The sequence below is a fragment of the Nocardioides seonyuensis genome (assembly GCF_004683965.1).
In the GTDB taxonomy this organism is placed as follows: Bacteria; Actinomycetota; Actinomycetes; order Propionibacteriales; family Nocardioidaceae; genus Nocardioides; species Nocardioides seonyuensis.
In genome coordinates this window covers 2,457,021-2,476,723 of sequence record NZ_CP038436.1, presented here as the reverse complement: position 1 = coordinate 2,476,723, position 19,703 = coordinate 2,457,021, and the positions used below count along the sequence as shown (strand labels likewise).

General features: G+C 71.4%; 19 protein-coding genes. 6 read left to right on the top strand and 13 right to left on the bottom strand.

The window, feature by feature from the left end; genetic code table 11:
- The first annotated feature begins 92 nt into the window (after positions 1 to 92).
- A complete protein-coding gene (locus tag EXE58_RS12055; protein WP_135268116.1) occupies positions 93 to 479 on the top strand; it encodes a hypothetical protein in 387 nt (128 codons plus the stop codon).
- Positions 480 to 503: 24 nt separating this feature from the next.
- Here EXE58_RS12055 and EXE58_RS12050 read toward each other — a convergent pair whose 3' ends face one another.
- The 6 genes from EXE58_RS12050 to EXE58_RS12025 form a co-directional block, all read right to left on the bottom strand.
- Complete coding sequence (locus EXE58_RS12050; protein WP_135268115.1) at positions 504 to 1,325, bottom strand: ABC transporter substrate-binding protein; 822 nt, start codon at positions 1,323 to 1,325, stop codon at positions 504 to 506.
- Between the two features lie 83 nt (positions 1,326 to 1,408).
- The gene (locus EXE58_RS12045) at positions 1,409 to 2,005 is read right to left on the bottom strand and encodes a GTP-binding protein (protein ID WP_244242194.1); all 597 of its coding nucleotides are present in this window, start codon (positions 2,003 to 2,005) and stop codon (positions 1,409 to 1,411) included.
- A complete protein-coding gene (locus EXE58_RS12040; RefSeq protein ID WP_135268114.1) occupies positions 1,986 to 2,333 on the bottom strand; it encodes a DUF742 domain-containing protein in 348 nt (115 codons plus the stop codon). Before EXE58_RS12040 ends, EXE58_RS12045 begins: the two co-directional genes overlap by 20 nt.
- A gap of 36 nt (positions 2,334 to 2,369) precedes the next feature.
- A complete protein-coding gene (locus EXE58_RS12035) occupies positions 2,370 to 2,807 on the bottom strand; it encodes a roadblock/LC7 domain-containing protein (protein WP_135268113.1) in 438 nt (145 codons plus the stop codon).
- The gene (locus EXE58_RS12030; protein ID WP_135268112.1) at positions 2,804 to 6,220 is read right to left on the bottom strand and encodes a sensor histidine kinase; all 3,417 of its coding nucleotides are present in this window, start codon (positions 6,218 to 6,220) and stop codon (positions 2,804 to 2,806) included. Before EXE58_RS12030 ends, EXE58_RS12035 begins: the two co-directional genes overlap by 4 nt.
- 199 nt (positions 6,221 to 6,419) lie before the next feature.
- A complete protein-coding gene (locus EXE58_RS12025) occupies positions 6,420 to 6,923 on the bottom strand; it encodes a flavin reductase family protein (RefSeq protein WP_135268111.1) in 504 nt (167 codons plus the stop codon).
- 132 nt (positions 6,924 to 7,055) lie between these two features.
- Here EXE58_RS12025 and EXE58_RS12020 point away from each other — a divergent pair, with 132 nt between their 5' ends.
- From EXE58_RS12020 to EXE58_RS12010, 3 genes are all read left to right on the top strand, one after another.
- Positions 7,056 to 7,373 carry a WXG100 family type VII secretion target gene (locus EXE58_RS12020; RefSeq protein WP_135268110.1) on the top strand — a complete coding sequence of 106 codons (318 nt, stop codon included), beginning with the start codon at positions 7,056 to 7,058 and terminating at the stop codon, positions 7,371 to 7,373.
- The gene (locus EXE58_RS12015; RefSeq protein ID WP_135268109.1) at positions 7,370 to 7,684 is read left to right on the top strand and encodes a WXG100 family type VII secretion target; all 315 of its coding nucleotides are present in this window, start codon (positions 7,370 to 7,372) and stop codon (positions 7,682 to 7,684) included. Before EXE58_RS12020 ends, EXE58_RS12015 begins: the two co-directional genes overlap by 4 nt.
- Positions 7,685 to 7,949: 265 nt before the next feature.
- On the top strand, positions 7,950 to 8,693 hold the full coding sequence (locus EXE58_RS12010; RefSeq protein WP_135268108.1) for a hypothetical protein: 744 nt from the start codon (positions 7,950 to 7,952) through the stop codon (positions 8,691 to 8,693).
- Positions 8,694 to 8,703: 10 nt separating this feature from the next.
- On the opposite strand, the gene EXE58_RS12005 is transcribed toward EXE58_RS12010, so the two are convergent.
- Entirely contained in the window at positions 8,704 to 9,234 is a 531-nt protein-coding gene (locus EXE58_RS12005) for a DUF488 domain-containing protein (RefSeq protein WP_244242193.1), read from the bottom strand.
- 8 nt (positions 9,235 to 9,242) lie between these two features.
- Entirely contained in the window at positions 9,243 to 9,782 is a 540-nt protein-coding gene (locus EXE58_RS12000; protein ID WP_135268107.1) for a hypothetical protein, read from the bottom strand.
- A 235-nt stretch (positions 9,783 to 10,017) separates the two neighbouring features.
- On the opposite strand from EXE58_RS12000, the gene EXE58_RS11995 reads away from it, so the two are divergent.
- The gene (locus EXE58_RS11995; RefSeq protein WP_135268106.1) at positions 10,018 to 10,587 is read left to right on the top strand and encodes a DUF4118 domain-containing protein; all 570 of its coding nucleotides are present in this window, start codon (positions 10,018 to 10,020) and stop codon (positions 10,585 to 10,587) included.
- A 10-nt stretch (positions 10,588 to 10,597) separates the two neighbouring features.
- Here EXE58_RS11995 and EXE58_RS11990 read toward each other — a convergent pair whose 3' ends face one another.
- The 5 genes from EXE58_RS11990 to EXE58_RS11970 form a co-directional block, all read right to left on the bottom strand.
- Complete coding sequence (locus EXE58_RS11990) at positions 10,598 to 11,761, bottom strand: ABC transporter permease (protein WP_135268105.1); 1,164 nt, start codon at positions 11,759 to 11,761, stop codon at positions 10,598 to 10,600.
- Positions 11,758 to 12,933 carry an ABC transporter permease gene (locus EXE58_RS11985; protein ID WP_135268104.1) on the bottom strand — a complete coding sequence of 392 codons (1,176 nt, stop codon included), beginning with the start codon at positions 12,931 to 12,933 and terminating at the stop codon, positions 11,758 to 11,760. The genes EXE58_RS11990 and EXE58_RS11985 overlap by 4 nt, the downstream gene beginning before the upstream one ends.
- A 1-nt stretch (position 12,934) precedes the next feature.
- The gene (locus tag EXE58_RS11980) at positions 12,935 to 13,888 is read right to left on the bottom strand and encodes an ABC transporter ATP-binding protein (RefSeq protein WP_135268103.1); all 954 of its coding nucleotides are present in this window, start codon (positions 13,886 to 13,888) and stop codon (positions 12,935 to 12,937) included.
- Positions 13,889 to 14,024: 136 nt separating this feature from the next.
- On the bottom strand, positions 14,025 to 15,737 hold the full coding sequence (locus EXE58_RS11975) for a phytoene desaturase family protein (protein ID WP_135268102.1): 1,713 nt from the start codon (positions 15,735 to 15,737) through the stop codon (positions 14,025 to 14,027).
- A gap of 87 nt (positions 15,738 to 15,824) precedes the next feature.
- Positions 15,825 to 16,466 (bottom strand): TetR/AcrR family transcriptional regulator, encoded by a 642-nt coding sequence (locus EXE58_RS11970; RefSeq protein WP_135268101.1) that lies wholly within the window; start codon positions 16,464 to 16,466, stop codon positions 15,825 to 15,827.
- Positions 16,467 to 16,555: 89 nt separating this feature from the next.
- On the opposite strand from EXE58_RS11970, the gene EXE58_RS11965 reads away from it, so the two are divergent.
- Positions 16,556 to 19,669 (top strand): M14 family metallopeptidase, encoded by a 3,114-nt coding sequence (locus EXE58_RS11965; RefSeq protein ID WP_135268100.1) that lies wholly within the window; start codon positions 16,556 to 16,558, stop codon positions 19,667 to 19,669.
- Positions 19,670 to 19,703: the final 34 nt, after the last annotated feature.

Below are 19,703 nucleotides of genomic sequence, written 5' to 3'. Positions count from 1 at the left end.
CCCCCGGGAGACCTCCTCTCGGGGACAGTGAGGGCCCGGGCAGTGGTCTCGAATTCGGATTGCCCCTGCGTGAGCGGATACTGGGCAGTGCCATGGACGACACCACCGCCACACCCGCCACCGCCACGCCCACCACCGTCACGCCACGGCGCGCTCGCCACCTGATGGACCCCGACGCTCCCCGGCCGGCGCGGGACCAGGCCCGCGAGGACAGGTCGCTCAGCCGGGTCCAGCGATGGGTGATGTCGGTCCTCGCGGTCACGACCATCGGGCACCTGGCGGGCGGGATCGTCCTGGCCGCCCTCACCATCGACGACCCCCAGCCCGGGGCGCGCGTCGGCCTCTGCGTGATCGCGGGAGCCTTCGGGGTGCTCGCCGTCGTCGTCGGCCTGGCCATCCACGGCCGCCGCCTGCTCAGCCCGTGGCTGCTGGTCGGCCTGCTCCCGACCGTGGTGGGGCTGTTGCTGCTCCAGCGCTGAGGTGCGCTGGCCTGCAGCCGCAGGTCAGAAGTACTTCTTGTAGATCTTGTCGTACTCGCCGTTGGCGCGCAGCTCGGCCAGCACGTCGTTGATCGTGCGGAGCAGCGGGATGTTGCCGTCCTTCTGGACCGCCATGCCGTACTGCTCGCCGGTGTCGAACTCCTTCATGACGCTCATGCCGGGGTTGTCCTCGACGATCTTGTTCGAGACGGTGTTGTCGAAGATCGCCGCCTCGATGCCGCCGTCGGTCAGCGCGGAGGTCAGCTCGGCCGCGTCGCCGAAGGGCACGATCTTGGTGCCCTGGGGTGCGAAGTCGCGCAGGAAGGTCTCGCCGGTCGTGTCGGCCTGGACGCCCACCCGCTGCCCGGCCAGGGCCTCGAGCGAGGACAGCCCGGAGGACTGCGGAGCGACCAGTGCCTGCTTGGAGGCGAAGTAGGGACTGGAGAAGTCGAGCACGCGGGCCCGCTCGCCGGAGATCGTGATGGCCGAGACCGCCAGGTCGCACTGGCCCTCGTTGAGGACCGTCCCCGAGGTGATGTCGTCGAAGGTCACGTCGATCACGTCGAGCTGGACGTCGAGCTTCTCGGCGATGGGGCGCACCAGGTCGATGTCGAACCCGGTGGGCTGGCCGTTCTCGAGGTACTCGAACGGCTCGTAGGGCATGTCGGAGCAGACCGTCAGGGCGTTCTCGAAGACGAGGTCCTGGTCGCGCAGCGTGTCGCCCGACTGGCCTGCGGCGTCGCCGCCGCAGCCGGTCAGGGCCACGAGGAGCGCCACGCCCAGCGTCGCCAGCCCGGTGCGGGTGCGGGATCGGGGGCGGTTCAGGGCAGGACTCACGGGGGTCATGTGTCAGGTCACCTTCAAGTGAGGTCGCGCTGGATCGGTCCGCGCGGGGTTTGGTGTCGCGTTCGGGATCGCGGGTGGAAGGGTCAGTTGGCGTTCACGGTGAGCGACTCGCGCAGGCGCGTGAGGGCGTACTCGGTGATGCGCACGAGGGCACCCTTGGCCGACTCGCGGTCGCGGGCGTCGATGGTGATGATCGGGATGTCCGGGGAGAGGGCCAACGCAGCGGCGATCTCCTCGGCGGGGTAGCGCGGCACACCGTCGAACTGGTTGACCGCCACGATGAACGGGATGCCCTTGGACTCGAAGTAGTCGAGCGGGGAGAACGACTCGTCGAGCCGCGCCACGTCGACCAGCACGATGGCGCCGATGGCACCGCGGCACAGGTCGTCCCACATGAACCAGAACCGTCGCTGACCGGGCGTGCCGAATAGGTAGAGGACGAGGTCCTCGGCCAGGGTGAGGCGGCCGAAGTCCATGGCGACGGTCGTGGTCGCCTTGGTCGGCACCGCGGCGAGGTCGTCGACGCCCTCCGACTCGTTGGTCACCAGCGCCTCGGTCCGCAGCGGGTCGATCTCGGAGACCGCTCCCACGAGGGTGGACTTGCCGACGCCGAAGCCGCCGGCAATGACGATCTTCGTCGAGGCCGCCTGGCGCTGCGCCTTAGTAGTTTCGTAGTCCACGGAGGGTCCTTTCGATGAGCTCCAGACGCTCATCATTCGACGTCTTCTCGGTGATGGTCGCCTGGATGCGGATCAGGCCTTGTTCGATCAGGTCACCCAGGAGCACCCGGGTCACACCGATCGGCATCTTCGTCAACGCCGAGACCTCTGCGACGGAACGCCGGTCGCACACCTCGAGGACCTGGACCGCAGCGTGGCCCAGGACGGGCGAGTCCACGCCCGGCTGCAGTCGGAGGGTGGCTTCCATCGGGAGCTCGATGGAGGTCGACGTCCGTCCTGCGGTGATGGTGTATGACCGGATGAGGCGAGGCCGCGGAGCCTCGTCCATGTCCGGTGCGTCAGGGGGTGTCATGACGACTCCGTATCAGTTGCCCGCACCGACGCGGGCCTGGGCCTCGACGGTACGACCGACACGGTCGACCAGCAGGGCCATCTCATAGCCGACCTGGCCGATGTCGGCCTCTTCCGTCGTCAGCACGGTCAGGTTGGAGCCGTCACCGACGCTCATGAGCATCAGGAAGCCCATCTCCATCTCGACGATGGTCTGCATCACCGAGCCGCCCTCGAACAGGCGAGCTGCTCCCACGGCCAGGCTCGCGAGGCCGGAGGACACGGCCGCCACCTGCTCGGCACGCTCGCCGGGGATGCTGGTGCTCGACGCCATGAGAAGACCATCGGCGGAGACCAGGATCGCGTGTGCGGCGTCCGGGACCTCCTCGACGAAGCGCGACATCACCCAGTCGAGGTCGCGCTCGTCGCCCGTGGCGTTCTCACCGGCCGGGCTGCTGGATTCGTAGCTCATGCTGGGCCTGCTTCCGTGTGCTGAGAGGAACTGTTGGCTGCCTGTCGCCCTCGAGCGACACCCGCGCGGTGGGCGGAGAGTCGCCGTCGGATGGCTTCAGGGTCGCGCACCTTGGCTTCTGTCGGTGGGGTCACGCTACCCGGAACCAGGCGGGATCCGGGCTGTCGTACGGGAAGTCCTGCACTCGTCGACTCCGCGACGGGAGCCTCCTCGGCCACGGTCTCGGCGATCTCCCAGCCACGGTCGACCTCGGTCTGGTGCCACTCGCCCTTGCCCTCGGCGGCCAGCCACCCCGAACGCATCGACTTGAAGATGGGGGACTCGCCACCGGCACGTGCCGGCTCGGGCGCGGGAGGCAGCCCGGGCATGTCGCGGTTGATCTCGGCCGCGGCCCCGGGGGTCCGGCTCGGAAGGCCACCCGCCAGGCCACCTGCCAGGCCGGCAGCCAGCCCGTCGGCCGCGTGGCCGTCGGCGGGAAGGCCGTCGGCGGCCGGGACCGTCGGGACGTTGGGACCGCCCGAGGAGCTGCGCACCAGGTCGGCGAGACCAGCACCCAGACCCGTCTCGGGCTCGGTGGCACGAGCGGCGGGCTCGGTCGCGACCGGCTCGGGCTCAGGCTCAGGTTCAGGCTCGGGCTCGGGCTCGCTGGCGACCGGCTCCGGCTCCGGCTCGGCTTCCTGGGTCACGGCGGGGCGGCCCAGGCCGAGCGGGTCAGCAGCGTCGACCTCGATCTCGTCCTCGATGAACGCGCTCGGCTCCGGCTCCGGCTCCGGCTCCGGCTCCGGCTCCGGCTCGGGCTCCGGCTCCGGCTCGGGCTCGACGGCTGCGGCAGGCTCGTCCTCGACTGGCAGCGGGTCGCTGAGCGGGTCGTGGGCGCGGGGCTGGTGGGCCACCGGCTCCTCGACGGGCTCCTCGACGGGCTCCTCGGCGACAGGCTCCTCGGCGACAGGCTCCTCGACGACGGGCTCCTCGGCGAGAGGCTCCTCGACGGGCTCGTCGGCAGGCGACTCGACGACAGGGTCCTCGGCCGGCTCCTCCTCGACAGCCTCGTCCGCCTGGGCCTCGGCTGCCTCCAGCTCGGCCTGCGCACGCTGGCGAGCGGCCAGGGCAGTGATGGGTACGACGCGGGCGACGCGCTGGTCGGCGGTCTCGCCACCCTCGGCGGCGGGCTCGTCGTCGGAGGCCTCCGGCGCCGGCGAGGCGGCCTTCTTACCGAAGAGGGGTCCGCTGGCGCTGGACGTCTCGGGCGGGAGGAACGCCTCCGCGCCGGTGCGCGGGAGGTTGGCGCCGGGCTCGCGACGCGGGAGCAGCGACTCCAACGGCGGGCGGTCGGGGTCTCCGGCAGACGGAGCGCTCGGCGTCGCGGCGGCAGCAGCCGTGGCTGCAGCGGCCTGCGCGGCGCGTGCCTCGCGAGCGGCTGCCTCCTCCTTGGCCCGTGCCTCGACGGCCTCCTTGGCTGCCTTCTCCTCGGCCTTCGCGGCGGCCTTCTCGGCCGCCTTGTCCGCCCGGGTCCGGCGGGCCTTGTCCTCTGCCTCGGCAGACTCGGCGGGGGCCGAGGCGACAGCCGCAGCGGGTGCGGGCGCGGCGGCAGGCTGGGGCAGCTCGGGCAGGATGGCCGGCGGCAGGAGGATCGAGGCCGTCATGCCGCCTCGAGGGTTCCTGACCAGCTTGGCCTGGATGCCGTGGCGGCGGGCGAGCCGCGAGACCACGAAGAGACCCATGCGTCGGGCCGTGTCGGGCGTCGCCTCGGAGCCGACGGCGAGGTCGTCGTTGAGCGACTCGAGCTCGGCCGCGGGCACGCCCAGGCCGGAGTCGGTCACGGTGATCGTGGCCCCGTCGGCACCGAGCTTGGCGTCCAGTCGGACCGGCTCGGCGGGCGGGGAGAAGGTGAGCGCGTTGTCCACGAGCTCGGTGAGCAGGTGGACCAGGTCGGCCGCAGCGTCCTCGCTCACACGGGTGCTCAGGTGGGAGAGGATCTGCACCCGCTGGTAGTCCTGCACACCGGAGGTGGCTGCCTGCAGCGACTCGCCCACCGTGAGGCTGAACTGCCCGGCCGAGCGGTTCGGCGCGTCGGCGAGGATGAGCAGCGAGTCGGCGGTACGGCGCATGCGCGAGGCGAGGTGGTCGAGGCGGAAGAGGCTCTCGAGGCGCTTGGGGTCCTCTTCGTCCTGCTCGAGCCGCTCGATCTGGGCGAGCTGCTGGTTGACCAGGGAGTTGCTGCGCCGCGAGAGCGTGACGAACATGGCGTTCACGGTCTGGCGGAGCTGGGCCTCACCGGCCGCGAGGTGCAGCGCCTGGCGGTGGAGGTCGTCGACGGCCCGTGCGACCTGGCCGACCTCCTCGTTGGTGTGGACGTCGATCGTCTGGATCGGCTCGGGCTCCTCGCCGGCGCGGATCTTGGCGACCGCGTCGGGCAGGCGGTGGCGTGCGACGGCCAGGGCGCCTTCGCGGACCCGGCCGATCGGCTCGAGGAGGGAGCGGGCGATGACGACCGCGAGCAGCACGGCCGCCGCCAGGGCGACGAGGGTGAGCAGGGCGCCGATGAGGGCGCTGCGGCGTGCGTCGGCGGCAGCGGCGTCCAGCGAGCTGGCCACGCCCGAGACGAGCTTGTCGATGATGTCGTCGTAGGGCAGGTAGGCGTCGCGTCCACCCAGGTCGGTGGCCGAGTCGTCGCGGACGGCTCCGGCGTGCTGGGTGTTGGCGCTGCGGAGCTCGTTGACCGCCGGCTCCTCGCCCAGGGCGGCTGCGAGACGGTCGATGGCGGCCGCCTCGACGCCGATCTCGGAGAAGAGCTCCTGGGACCCGGACTGCGCGCGGTCGCTGTTGGCGACGAGTGCCTGCTGCATGGCCAGCGACATCCGGCCGCTCACGGCCTGGGAGAGCTGCTCGAGGCGAGGCTCGGGAGTGTTCTGGGCAGCGTTGAGGCTGGAGATGAGCTGGTTGACGCTGGACTCGAGCTGGCGGACCTGGGCGACCCAGGTGGCCGGGCCGAGGGTGCGGGCGTCCTCGCCACGCATCGCCTGGCTGAGGTCGAGCATCGCCGAGACCTGCTCGGCCTGGCGGTCGGTGAGGTCGGCGTCTGCTGCGACGTCCTCGAGCTCGTCGGCGTTGGAGACGATGTCGTCGATCGCGTCGATCAGGTCGCCCTGGCTCGTGGACCCTGCACCCTGGGCGGCGACCATGGCGGTCTCCGCGGCGCTGAGGTAGTCCACGGCGGGCCGGATGACGGTCACCTGGTTGGCGCTGGTGGAGGAGTTGCTCGACTCGACGAGGTCATTCGCCACGCGCAGGCCACCGAGCGTGGCTGCCAGGAGCAGCGGAATGGCCAGGGCGAGCGCCATCTTGCGGCGCAGTGGCCACCCAGCGACCGAAAGGCCGGATCCCGATCCGGCCCGGACGGCGTCCTTTGTCATGTCTGCCTCGCGAGTGTTTGGACAGCAAGTCTCCTCGGGGTGCCGAGGCGAGTCTCAACCTAAAGAGTCTCGCGACATTCCGTGGCGTTTTCGCTGAACTGATGCTTCGGGGGTGTAAGGAGAGGATCTCCGGTCAGGGAGTGTCCCACCGGCAACACCCGCAACACCACCCCTTGTCTCGGATTGTTCACCGACGTCCTCAGCCGGGGTGTCCGGGATCGATGTCCTCGACGTCGTGGAAGGTCAGGCCCGGCTGACCGTCGCGCACGACGAGCGAGAGCGGCTCCAGCACGAAGCCGGTGTGGTCGCCGAGCTCGAGGCGTTGCCCCACGCGCCCCACGAGCACCCGTGGACACTCGTCCAGCACGGGCACGCCACCCGGACCGGAGCGCCAGGCGCACCGCTCGAACTTGTCGACCCCCTCGTCCCTGGTCTCTCCGCCGAACAGCTCGGCCAGCTCGCGCTCGTCCTCCGCCAGGAGGTGGACGGCGAGCACCTCCGCCTCCACCGCAAGGGAGTGGGTGTGGTTCTTCTTCGACAGGCACACCAGGAAGAGCGGGGGGTCCAGGCTCACCTGGCTGCCGAACCCGACCAGGCAGCCGGAGCGGTCCGCCGCCTCCACGCCTCGGGCGACCGTGACGACGTACATCGGGAAGTCGAGCCCGTCGGTGAACTCCGAGAACTGGGTGCCGTCCAGGTGCATCCCGTCACTGTAGGGAACCGTGACCGACGGCCCGGGCGGACAGCGGCTTCCGCGCCGAGGGCCCGGCACGGTTGTCCACAGATCGCCGAGGGCGGGTTCCGCGAGAGTGCGCGAGCGGGAAGCATCAGGGGCATGGAGATCCCGCTCGACATCCGGCTCGACCCGGCCCAGCTGTCCTCCGGCGCCGACGAGGTCGAGGGCCGGGCTGACCAGATAGGGGCTCGTCGCGCAGAGGTCGACTCCGCGGTCGAGTCCCTCCTCGCGTCGTGGCACGGCCAGGCCGCAGCGAGGTTCGCGCGCCTCTGGGAGAGGTGGGCCGCCGGCGCCGACGAGGCCGTCACGACGCTTGCCTCGAGCGCAGCCGCGCTGCGCCACGCTCGCGACCAGCTGGTCTCGGCCGACCGCGACCGCGCCGAGGAGCACGCACACCTCCAGGGCCGGCTGGGATGACGAGCCATGACGTCGACGTCGACATCGACATCGACATCGACGAGCTTGCCGCCGTGGTCGCTGCGATGGATGCGTGCGGTCGCGCCCTGGCCGACCAGGCAGCCGCCCTCGAGGCCACCCACCGACGTCTGCACCAGGACTGGTCGGGGCTCTCGGGCGAAGCCCACGGGCACTTCGTCACCAGGTGGCGTGGGTCCTTCGAGGAGATGGCGACGACCCTGGCCGGCCTCCGCTCCCTCGGCAGCGACGCACGTGCCCGCTACTGCGGCGCGGTCGAGGCCAACCTCGCGCTGTGGCGACAGGTGACCTGACGACCCCCGCCCGCGGAGCGGACGGGCCCGGCCCCCACAACCGGACCCGCCCAGTCCTCGCGGCCGGTCCTTGCGCCCAGTCCTGGCGCCGGCCCGTGTCACGCGTCGGGCATGCTGCACCCGACCGCGCCCGTCCAGCGGGAGCGACGCGCGCCTGCGCGGAATCCACGGGGAATCCATGGAGATGACACCGATCTCGTCGAACGTCCGGCGGTGAACCCGGATCCCGGGACTCCGAGCAGCGGTTGCCCCCATACTCGACGCCGTGCCAGCCCTCGACCGCACCCGCTTCCCGGGTGCCACGGTCGCCGTGCTCCTGCTGGTCCTGGTGGGTGCAGGGCTGGCGATCGGTCCCGACGACGCGTTCCGCTCGCTGCGGAGCACGCTGGGAGTGACCCCGGAGCGCGTCCTGCCCGCTCCCCCGGCTCCGCCGACGAGCGGCGACTTCGCGTTCGCGATGACCCAGCCGGGCTCGACCGACCCGGTCGGCTGGGACCCCTGCGAGACGATCCGCTACGCCGTCAACCCTGACGGGGAGCCCGCGGGCGGCCGGGACCTGGTCGAACGCGCCCTCGAGCGTGTCTCCGCGGTGACCGGCCTGGCCTTCGAGGACGTCGGGGACACCGACCGCAGGCCGTTCACCGGGGAGGTCGCCGCGTTCGGCGCTCGACCGGTCGTGATCGGCTGGGCGGACGACAGCGAGGTGCCCGAGCTCGGCGGCCAGGTGGTGGGCCTCGGTGGCGGGTCCGCGTCCGACGACGGGTCGCAGGGCAGCTACTACGTCACCGGAGGCGTCGTCCTCGACACCGACGCCTTCACCCAGGCCACCATCGCCCAGTCTCCCCGTGTGATGGAGGCGCTCGTGGTGCACGAGGTCGCCCACCTCGTGGGGCTGGGCCACGTCAACGAGCCCATGGAGCTGATGTTCGCCAGCAACGACGGGCAGACCGAATTCGGCCCGGGCGACCTGACCGGCCTGGCGCTACTGGGCTCCCTCCCCTGCCGCTGACCGGCCGGGATCACTCCTGCAGGACGTCGTAGCGCAGGCCGTCCTCGGTGACGCGCGCCCCGGCGGCGGGGACGTGCGGCGTGAGCCTGCCCGAGTGCGCCAGGTGCAGCACCTCGACGCCGTGGAGCAGCACGGCGACGTCACTGACGAGGCGCCGGTGGCAGCGCCACCACACGCTCTCGCTGCACATCACAGCGGCCGTCCCGCGTCGCGCCACCTCGAGAAGCTCGCCCATCCCCGCGGCGAACTCCTCGGACCGGGTGTGGGCCGCGTAGGCCCGGAACGCCTCGACCTTCCACCACGGGTCGGCGTCACGCTGGTCGGGGTCCACCCTCCGGCGGCCACCGAGGCGTTGCTCGAGCCGGTAGGCGACCCCGGCCTCCTCGACCCACCCGGACATCGCGTCAGTGCCGAAGTGGGGGTTGCGTCGGCTACCCGGGAAGCGGCGTACGTCGACGAGGGTGTCCACGCCCGCACCGGTGAGCAGGTCTGCGAAGTCGGCCTGCGGCAGGTTGCCGTGGCCGACCGTCAGCAACCGCAAGGATCCGTCTACTTGTCGGTGGACGCCGCTCGCCGCATCATCCGCGCCTCCGCGGCGACGGCCTTCGTCGTCGCGGGGTCCATGATCGGCTCGGTGCCGGGCTGCACGAGGTCGGTCTCGCCGGTGGAGGGATTGAGCCCGGGCCCGGCCGCCGGGATCCCCGACGGTGTCCTGATCTCCTCACCCACCTTGCGGGCGGTACGGCGCGCGCGCGGCGGGGCCGGACGCGGCGCCGGGGTCGCTGCTCCCTCGAGCAGCTCCGGCGGCACGGGGCCGGGGCGGTCCAGGAGGTCCTCCGGATCAACCGCGCGGGCCGGGTCGGCGGTGGTGTGGCTGGGCGCTGCGAGGTCCATCGAGGTGGGATCGGTCGAGGTGAGCGTGCTCAGCACCCGGCCCACCAGGGCGTCCCCCACACCCACGAGCGTGCCGGCGACCCCGCTGACCACGCCGCCCACCTCGGCGACCAGCTGCCCGGCAGCGCGGCGCGGGTGCAGGACCAGCTCCTCGGTCTGTCGTACGGCAAGGCTCACGGCACTGCGGACCACCATCGTCTGCTCCTCCTCGGGTTGGGAGCCGGGGTGGTACCCGATGCCGGGCCTCCCATTCGCCCGCCGCCCATTCGTCCGCAGCGGTCCGGCGCGGGCGAAGCGGATCCCGAAGTCACCTCTCAAGGGGTCGAACGTCCCTGTGGCGCCGGCTCGACCTCGCCTAACCTCGTCGAGGAGGAGGCGAACCCATGTCCCAGAACCACCCGCGCCAGCCAGTGCTGCCCGTGGTCGTCCCATGAGCGAGCCGCCGGCGCCCACGCCGTACCAGCCGTGGTTCAGCCGCCGACCGGGCCTGGCCCTGGTGGGGGTGGCCATGATGTTCGTGCTCATCACGGTCCTGCGCATCTGGCTGGGCGCTGACGCCTCCGTCGGTGTCACGCTGCTCTACGTCGTGCCCACGAGCCTGAGCGCCATGGCCTGGGGACGCGTGGCCGGGGTCATCGCCGCAGGCCTGTCCATCACCCTCCTCGTCCTGTGGGTCCTGGTCGCGGGCGTCGACCTCAACCCGCTCGGATGGGCTGCCCGGGTGGTGCCGATCCTCCTCGCCGGGCTGTTGCTCGGCGACGCCTCGGACCGTCTCCGGCGCGCGGAGTGGGCGCGTCTCCACCAGCGCGAGCGCGAGCTGCTCCACCGCCAGGCGGTGGAGGTCAACGACTCCCTGCTGCAGGGCATGGCCGCCGCCAAGTGGGCGCTGGAGTCCGGCAACCACGAGCTCGGCCTGCGCACCCTCAACGACACCATCGAGACCGGCCAGACCCTCGTGTCCCGGTTGATCCGCGACTCCCGGATGGGTCCGACCGACTGAGGTCGAGGCGTCACATCGCCCGGGCCAGGCTCCGGCGCAGCGACCACGCCCCGGCCGCCGCGAGCACCACCGCCATGGCGGCCAGCACGCCGAGCTGGGGCAGCACGTCGAGGAGCGTGCCGCTGCGCCGCTGGATCTCGGCGAAGGCGTCGTACGCCCAGGCGTGCGGCGTCACGTTGGCGACTGTTCGCATGGTGTCGGGGAAGAGCTCCAGCGGCATCATCGAGCCGCCGAGGGCGGCCAGCACCAGGCCGAAGCCGACCCCTGCTCCGCTCGCGGCTCCCTCGTTCTCCAGCAGCGTGCCCAGCAGGATCGCGGCACCGGCGGCAACCAGGCTGAAGAGCACCAGCACCAGCAGGGAGAGCCCCAGGTTGCCCCAGCCGACGCCGAACATCACGCTGCTCGCCAGCATGATGTATCCGCCCTGGAACAGTCCGATCGCCCATCGCCCGAGCACCTCGCCGGCGACGAGCTGCCCGGCCGTCATCGGTCCCGCGAGCATCCGCGCCACGACGCCGAGACGACGCGCCTGGATGAGGGTGGCCGAGCCGGCCAAGCAGGTGAGGAAGACGAAGAGCAGCAGCTGCCCGGAGGCTCCGAGGTCGAACTGCCCCAGACCCTCGAACTGCTGGCTCAGCTCGTCGACGTACGACACCTCGAGCACGGGCGCGCTAGCCCGGCCCTCAGCCGTCACCAGTGCCGTCTCGGCACGGTCAGGTGGCACGCCGTGAGCCTCCAGCGCGAGCACCCGACTGCGCCCGGCGCGTACGGCGTCGACCGCCGTGCGAACCTCCTGCTCGACGACCGGGGCGTTGGCCGACGAGCCGCGCACCGCCTCCAGCTGCAACGCGTCCCCCGAGCCGTACGCCGCCGCGGCAGACTCGTCCACCCGGACGGCGACGTCGAGCCGCCCACGGGCCAGCAGCTCCAGGGCGCTGTCCCAGCCGGGCTCGCTCACCACCACGTCGTCGGACTCGAGAGCCTCGACGAGCGCGGTCCGCAGGCTGGAGTCCGGACCGGCCACCGCGACCCTGCCCGACTGCGCTCCCTCGCCGAACTGGGCGCCGATCATCAGCACCAGCATCAGCGGGAAGACGAAGACGAAGAAGAGGTTGGACCGGTCACGCAGGAAGAGCCGGAGCTCCACGCCGGCGACCGTCAGCACGTTCCTCATGACAACGCCCCCCTGTCCGGGACCACGCGCGCGGCGAGCACCATCGCAGCGGCGAAGCCGAGCATGATCAGCACCGGTGTGCCGATGTCGAGGAGGCCGCCACCGCCGGAGGTGATGCCGAGACCCCGCAGGAAGGCGGCGACGGGGCCGAGGTCGAGAAGCCACGAGAAGGACCCGACTGCACTGACCGGGAAGAACGCACCGCCTCCGATACCGAGGACTATCGCCACGATCGACGTTGCGATGCTGGCCTGCTCGCTGGTGCGGGCGACCCGCACGACCAGGAACATCACCGACGTACCTGCCGCCGCGGCGCACAGGACCAGCGCGGCGACGGCCGGCACCGAGCCGAAGTCGGCGTCGAAGAGGACGCTGCCGAGAGCGAGCAACACCGACGTGGACACCGCCCCGACCAGGAAGCTGACCAGCGACTTCGACGTGACGACCACCCACCTCGGCATCGGCATGGACCGGAGCCGGGCCAGGGTGCCGGTCTCGCGCTCGAGCAGCAGGCTCGTCACGCCGAAGCCGACAGTGAAGAGGAGGAAGAGCCCCGCCTGGCCAGCCACGAGTGCGGCACCCGCATCGAGCTGCTCGTCGGACGTCTCACCGCGGGTCAGGTCGTACGCCGGGCCTCCGGTCGTCGCCTCGGCCACCAGCGCCTCGATCTCCTGGTGGGGCACCCCTTCGGTCAGTCCCGCCTGCGCGGTGACCGCGCCGGACGCAAGCTCCGCCAACAAGCCGTCGACCACCGACAGGACGATGTCCGCCTCGATCCCCGCCTCATCGCCACGCACCGCCTCGACGGTGACCGGCTGCCCGCTCCGGGCTGCGTCTCCGAACCCGTCGGGCACCAGCAGCGCGATCGCGGCCTTGCCGTCCTCCACCTGCTGGCGCCCGGTGTCGGCGTCGACCTCGGTGACGGTGACCTCCAGCTCGTCGGCCCCGTCGAGCCCGCGGACGACGTCGGTGACCACCTGCGCGAGGTTGTCGCCGACCGGAGCGCTGACCGTGACGCTGACGGGTTCGAGCTCCAGGTCCTCGACGCCGCTGAAGACCAGGTTGAAGACGAACATCAGCGCCAGTGGGACGACCAGCGCGAAGATGAACAGCGACTTGTCGCGGAGCCGCTGACGGACGTCGGCGAGGGCGAGGATCAGCAGCTGACGCATGTCAGTCTCGCAAGGCCTTGCCGGTGAGGTGCAGGAACACCGACTCGAGGTCGGGCCGAGCGATCTCGACGTCGGAGAGCGTCACGCCGTACGACGCCGCCGTGCCGACCACCTGAGCGACGAGGGCAGGGGCGTCCTTGACCGTCAACGTCGCCGACCGGCGTTCGATGTCGACCCGCTCCACGCCGGGAAGCTGTCGCAGCTCTTGGGCCGCTCCGGAGAGGTCACCGCTCCCGCCGATCCGGATGGTGTCGACGCCGCCGGTGAGCCGGATCAGCTCGTCGCGGGTGCCCTCGGCCTGGAGCTGGCCGGTGTCGATGATGCCGATGCGGTCGCAGAGCCGCTCGGCCTCCTCCATGTAGTGCGTCGTGTAGAGCACCGCCATGCCCTCGACCGCGAGGGCCTCGACCGACTCCAGGATCGCGTTGCGGGACTGCGGGTCCACCCCGACGGTCGGCTCGTCCAGGATCAGCAGGGTGGGTCGGTTGAGCAGCCCGATGCCGATGTTGAGCCGGCGCTTCATGCCGCCGGAGTACTCCTTGCTGCGGTCCTTGGCCCGGTCAGCCAGCCCGATCAGCTCGAGCACCTCACCCACCCTGGACTTGAGCTCACTGCCAGTCAGTCCCTGGAGCCTGCCGAAGAGGGTGAGGTTCTCCCGACCGGTCAGGTCGGGATAGATGGCCAGGTCCTGGGGCACCAGGCCGAGGTGGCGTTTGGGCGCAGTGGTCCGTGGGGTCATCGCCTCCCCCGCCACCGTCACCGTCCCCTCGTCGGCGGCGATGAGGCCGGCGATCATCGAGATGGTCGTCGTCTTCCCGGCCCCGTTGGGACCGAGGAGCCCATAGGTCTCGCCCGGGGCGATCCGGAACGACACGTCGTCGACCGCCGTCAGGTCTCCGAACCTGCGGACCAGCGAGTCGACCACCAGCACGTCGGGTACCAGCACGTCTGCCATCGGCACGTCCCCCCTCTCGTGCCCCCAACGCTAGGGACGGCGCGGGCGCCGGGACAGGGCCGAATGTCATGACTTCGGCCGGGGGGCCTGTCAGCCGGGGCCCTGTCAGCCGGGGCCCTGTCAGCCGGGGGCCCTGTCAGCCGGAGACGGCCGCCCTCGGCCGGCGGCGGGCGGGGCGCCGGATGGTGGACCCGGGCTTGGAGGCGAGGAGCGGGTCGAAGTCGTCGGTGAGCGGGGTCAGGCGCGACTCGTCCACGAAGACCGCCCCTTCCCGGACCTCGCCGACGAGGTCGCGTCCCAGGACTGCAGCGGCGGTGCCCATCCCTCCCCAGATGGTCGCGTTGATGCCGAACATGTGCTCCGTGCTGCCCCCCGCGAGGTAGAGCCCCGGGATGTGGGTGACCACGCGCGGGCGGAACGGACCGAGGTTCCGCAGCAGCGGGGCGATGCCGTAGCAGGACCCGTCGGTGGTGAGCGTGAAGCGCTCCTGGGTGATGGGGGTGGACGCCTCGCAGAACACCATGCGCTCACGGATGTCGGGGATCAGGAGCTCCGCGGTGTCGAGCACCCGCTGGGTCAGCTCGTCCTTGAGCGCGAGGTAGCGCTCGTCGCGACCGTAGCCGTTGCCGTCGGTGGGCTCGGACGTGACGTTCCAGAACTCGTGGTCCTTCGGTGCCCAGCTCACCAGCTCGAGCGTCGAGTAGCCCTCGGGCGCGGAGTGGGTGCCCTCGGGGTCCTTGGCCGTCGGGCAGCTGACTCCGACCGGCATCAGCTCGGGACAGCGCCCGGCCGCGACCTCCCGGTAGTAGCCGTCGACGTCGTTCGTGGGCCACACCCACGCCAGCGGCGGCGTGCCACGCTCGCGCAGGTCGACGTCGAGGGCGACGTACACCGCGAACATCGGCAGCGTCATCTCCAGGCTCTTGAGGCGTCGCCGTAGCCGGCGCGTCAGGTGCTGCTCGCCCACCAGCTCCGCCCAGGTCTTCTTGAAGTCGGCCGCCGACACGACCGCGCCGGCACGGATCTCCTCACCGCCGTGGAGTCGTACGCCGACCGCGCGCCCGTCCTCGATGAGGATCCGGTCGACCCGGGCCTTCGTGCGGACCCTGCCGCCGTGGGTGGAGATGACGTCGGTGAGGTGGGCGCCGATGACCTGGCCACCGCCTCGCGGGTAGTAGGCGCCGGCCTGCAGGTAGTGGTGGAGGAAGCCGGCGTGCATGGCGGTGGGGGTCCGGTGCGGGGGCCAGGTGTAGTCGCCGTTCTCCGCCAGGATCACCGCCTGGGCGTCGGCGCTGAGCCCGCAGGCCGCCATCAGCGTGGTGATGGGTCGCACCCCCCACCGCAGCAGCGCGAACGGCCTCGCCATGGGTCGTTCGCCGGCAGCGACGGTGCGCATGACCTTGACGCACCGGCGCAGCCCCTTCTCCTCCTCGGGGAAGGCGGCGACCAGGCGGTCGAGGTAGGTGTCCCAGCCGGTGGGGGTCTGGAACGTCGTGCCCGGGACCATGATCTGGCAGTGGCCCTCGGGGCGCTGGCGCAGCCACTTGATGCGCTCGGTGAGGGCCAGGCCCGACAGCGCGGTCTGCATCCGGCCGCCGGGGCCGCACTCGCCGACGTAGTGGGTGCCGACGTCGAACTCGAACTTGTTGCCCGCCCGCCGGAAGACCTGGGTGCTGCCGCCGACGACCTGGTTGGCCTCGAGGACGAGCACCCGCTTGCCGTTGGCGGCGAGGTAGGCGCCGCACGTGAGCCCCCCGGGTCCGGCGCCCACCACCACGACGTCCCAGGTCTCGACCGCGCGGTGTCGGCCCTCGTCGGGACTGGTCCGGGGCGTCTCGGTCTGCGTCATGTGGGCGTTCACTTTCGGAGGGCGGAGATCTGGAGTTGGACTCCAGTTAACTCGGTGCGCACCCGTCTCGCCAAGACCGGGCCTCGCTCAGGTCTGCGGCACCTCCACGATGAGGCCCTCGAGCAGGACCAGTCCCGCCTCGACCACGGCCTGCTCCACGCGCTCGGCCGACATCGCCAGCGCGTCGCGCCGCAGGCCGAGGGCGGCCACGCCGTTCCAGGCGCCGAAGAGGAAGTACGACATCAGCTCGGGGTCGACGCGTCGGATGGCGCCGGCCTCGACCGCGGCCCGGATGCTCTCCTCGAACTCGCCCCGGAGCCGGCTGAACCGCTCGACCACCTCGGTCTCGACCGCCGTCCGGGGGCCGCGCTCACCGGTGACGGTCAGGTACTTCACGACCGCGGGGTGGTCGAGCAGGAGCCTGAGGTAGGCGGCCCCCACACCGGCGAAGCGCTCGAGCGGGGACGTCTGGGCGGCGTAGGCCGAGCGCAGCGACTCCGTCGCCACCGCCAGCAGTCGCTCGGTGACCGCAGCCATGAGCGCGTCCTTGGTCCCGAAGTGGACGTAGACGGAGGCGGGCGAGATCCCGGCCTGCGCGGCCACGTCCTCGATGCGGATCTCCTCGGGCGCCCGCTGCGACATCAGCTGCTCGGCGGCTTCGATCAGGAGGGCCCGCGTGCGCTCGCGTCGGCGCGACCCACGAGCGGCGGCGGGAGAGACGTGGTCCACGCCGCCACAGTAGGCCCCGCATTTTGGGGCTATCCGGGCGGACCCTCGCGTGGCATTGTGACCTGCATCACACCGCCTCGGAGGTAGTCATGCGTCGTCTCATTTCGGGTTCTGTCGTCGCGGCCGTGGTCGCCGCCCTCGGGGTCGGCCTCGCCCCGCCGTCGTCCACGACGCCCGCCCCGTCAGCCGCGCCGGCGGAGCAGCAGCGGCTCGACGGCTACACAGCCAGCGGCGTCACCGCCGAGCAGCTGACCCTGCTCGCCCAGCAGGGCTACGACCTGCACGAGGCGCACCCCACCGGCGACACGACGCGCGTCGACCTGGTCCTGACCAGGCGGGAGGCCGCCAAGCTGCGGGCCGAGGGCATCGACGTACGACTGGCGCGCGTCAAGGGCGGCAGGACCGTGCGCCAGTTCGCGGCCGCACAGGCGGCGAGCGGCTACAACGTGTGGCGGTCCTACGACGAGCCCGGCGGCTACCACGACATCCTCACCACCACCGCCCGCAAGTACCCCGGCGTCACCAAGCTGGTGAAGCTCGGCACCACCTACCAGGGCCGCGACATCCTCGCGCTGAAGATGACCCAGGGCGCCCGCGGCCAGAAGGACGGCTCGCGCCCGGCGGCGATCTTCAGCGCGACCCAGCACGCCCGCGAGTGGATCGCACCCGAGGTCACCCGCCGATTGATGGACACCTACCTCCAGCGCTGGCTGTCCAACGACAAGGCGACCAAGAAGCTCCTGCAGAAGACCGAGCTGTGGTTCGTGCCGGTCATGAACCCCGACGGCTACCAGTACACCTTCGACCACGAGCGGCTGTGGCGGAAGAACCTGCGCGACAACAACGGCGACGGCACGACCCAGGTCGGCGACGGCGTCGACCCCAACCGCAACTTCCCCTCCCACTGGGGCTACGACAACGAGGGGTCCTCCGACATCCCCAGCAGCGAGACCTACCGCGGGCCCTCCCCTGCCTCGGAGCCGGAGACCAAGGCAGCCATGAAGCTCTTCGAGACGGCCAAGGCCGAGTTCATGGTCAACTACCACTCCAACGGCCGCTGGCTGCTCTACAACGACGGCTGGCAGATCGGCACCCCCACCGCTGACGACCCGATCTACTACGCCCTCTCGGGCAACCTCGACGAGCCCGCCATCGAGGACTTCCACCCCGGCCTGTCCTCCGACGTCCTCTACATCACCAACGGCGAGGTCGACGGCTACGCCCAGGAGGCGACCGGCACCCTCGCATGGACCCCTGAGCTCTCGCCCGGCTGCCCCGGCTGCGGCTTCGTCTTCCCCGACGACGAGCAGCTCGTCCAGGAGGAGTTCGAGCGCAACCTGCCCTTCGCCGAGTCGGTGGCCGCCTCCGCGGCCGACCCCGACGACCCGAAGTCGACCCTGGGCATCGACACCAAGCCCTTCTACCTCGAGAGCGACGACGCCTACAAGTCCGGCATCCCGAGCGTGCAGCTGAGCTTCGCCAAGTCCTACGGCGACCCGCAACCGGTCGCCGTGCTGGCCAAGCGGAGCCTCGGCGCGGTGACTGCCAAGTGGAGCATCAACGGCGGTCCGACGCAGTCCTCCCCCACCACCGAGTGGGAGGGCGGAGAGCGCTTCGGCATGACCTCCACGCACTACCACCAGGTGCGCGGCACCGTGACCGGCACCGAACCCGGCGACTCGGTGAAGGTGTGGTTCGAGGGCGGCGGCGAGCGGAGCAAGTCCTTCACCTACAAGGCCGTGTCCGAGAACGACAACCGCATCCTGGTCGTCGCCGCCGAGGACTACACCGGCGCCTCGCCCGCGCAGTCGCCCGGCCCGCACTACCTCGACTACTACCTCAACGCCCTGACGGCCAACGGCCAGCCGGCCGACGTCTACGACGTGGACGCGCAGGGTCGGGTGGCCCCGGACGCACTGGGCGTCCTCAGCCACTACGACGGTGTCATCTGGTACACCGGTGACGACATCGTGACCCGCACGGCGGGCCGCGGCGCCGGCAACGTCGACCGGCTCGCGCTCGACGAGATGCTGGAGTTCCGCGCCTACATGAACGAAGGCGGCAAGGTGCTCTACACCGGCGACTGGGCCGGCCAGCAGTACACCGCGGCCGTCGGCACGCAGTTCTACGACCCGCAGGGCACCATCGCCTGCAACCCGCTCCCCGAGGGCGTCGACACACGTCGTTGCCTGCGACTGCGCGGATCCGGTGACGGCACCAACGACGTCCTGCAGTACTGGTTCGGCGGCTACCTCGCCATCCCCGGGGACGGGCACGCCGACGACGGCAGCATCCACGGCGTCACCGGCATCGACGACCCGCTCACCGGGCTCGACTGGGCCATGAACGGACCGCAGTCGGCCGACAACCAGACCACGACGGCGTCGTTCATCGCGACCAGCGGCATCCTGCCGGTGGACCGGTTCCCGCAGTTCGAGAGCGCGCCGTCGGCACGCTGGGCCAAGCCGGGCGGGCCGTTCGACCCCCACACGGGCGAGCAGTTCGTCTACAGCCAGATCGCCGACGTGTCCTACAAGCGCCTCACCAGGACGGTCACCGTGCCGGCCGGCGGCGGCAGCCTGGACTTCTGGACGTCCTTCGACACCGAGGCCGACTGGGACTACGTCTTCGTGGAGGCCCGCACGCCCAACGGCGACGACTGGACGACGCTGCCTGATGCCAACGGCCACACCAGCCAGGCGACGGGCGAGAGCTGCGCCTCGGGCTGGCGCGAGCTGCACCCGCACCTCGACCACTACCAGACCTACGACCCCGCGACGGAGACGTGCACGCCGACTGGCTCGACCGGCGAGTGGCACGCCAGCTCGGGCAACTCGGCCGGGTGGCAGGAGTGGAGCGTCGACCTCAGCGACTGGGCCGGCGGCGAGGTGGAGGTCTCGATCACCTACACCAGCGACTGGGGCACGCAGAACCTCGGCGCCTTCGTCGACGACGTGACCCACCCCGACGGCACCTCGACGTCCTTCGAGAGCGGCCTCGACGGCTGGACCACCCCCGGGGCGCCTGAGGGCAGCTCGGCCAACGCGAACGACTGGATCGCCACCGACGCCAGCGGCTTCCCCGTCGGCGCCGCCATCACGACGCCCAACTCGCTGCTGATGGGCTTCGGGTTCGAGGGCATCGCCACACCGGCGGACCGCAACGAGGTCATGGGGAGGGTCCTGGACCACCTGCTCGAGTAGGTCGCGCTGGGCTGCTGGACGGCGACGACTACCG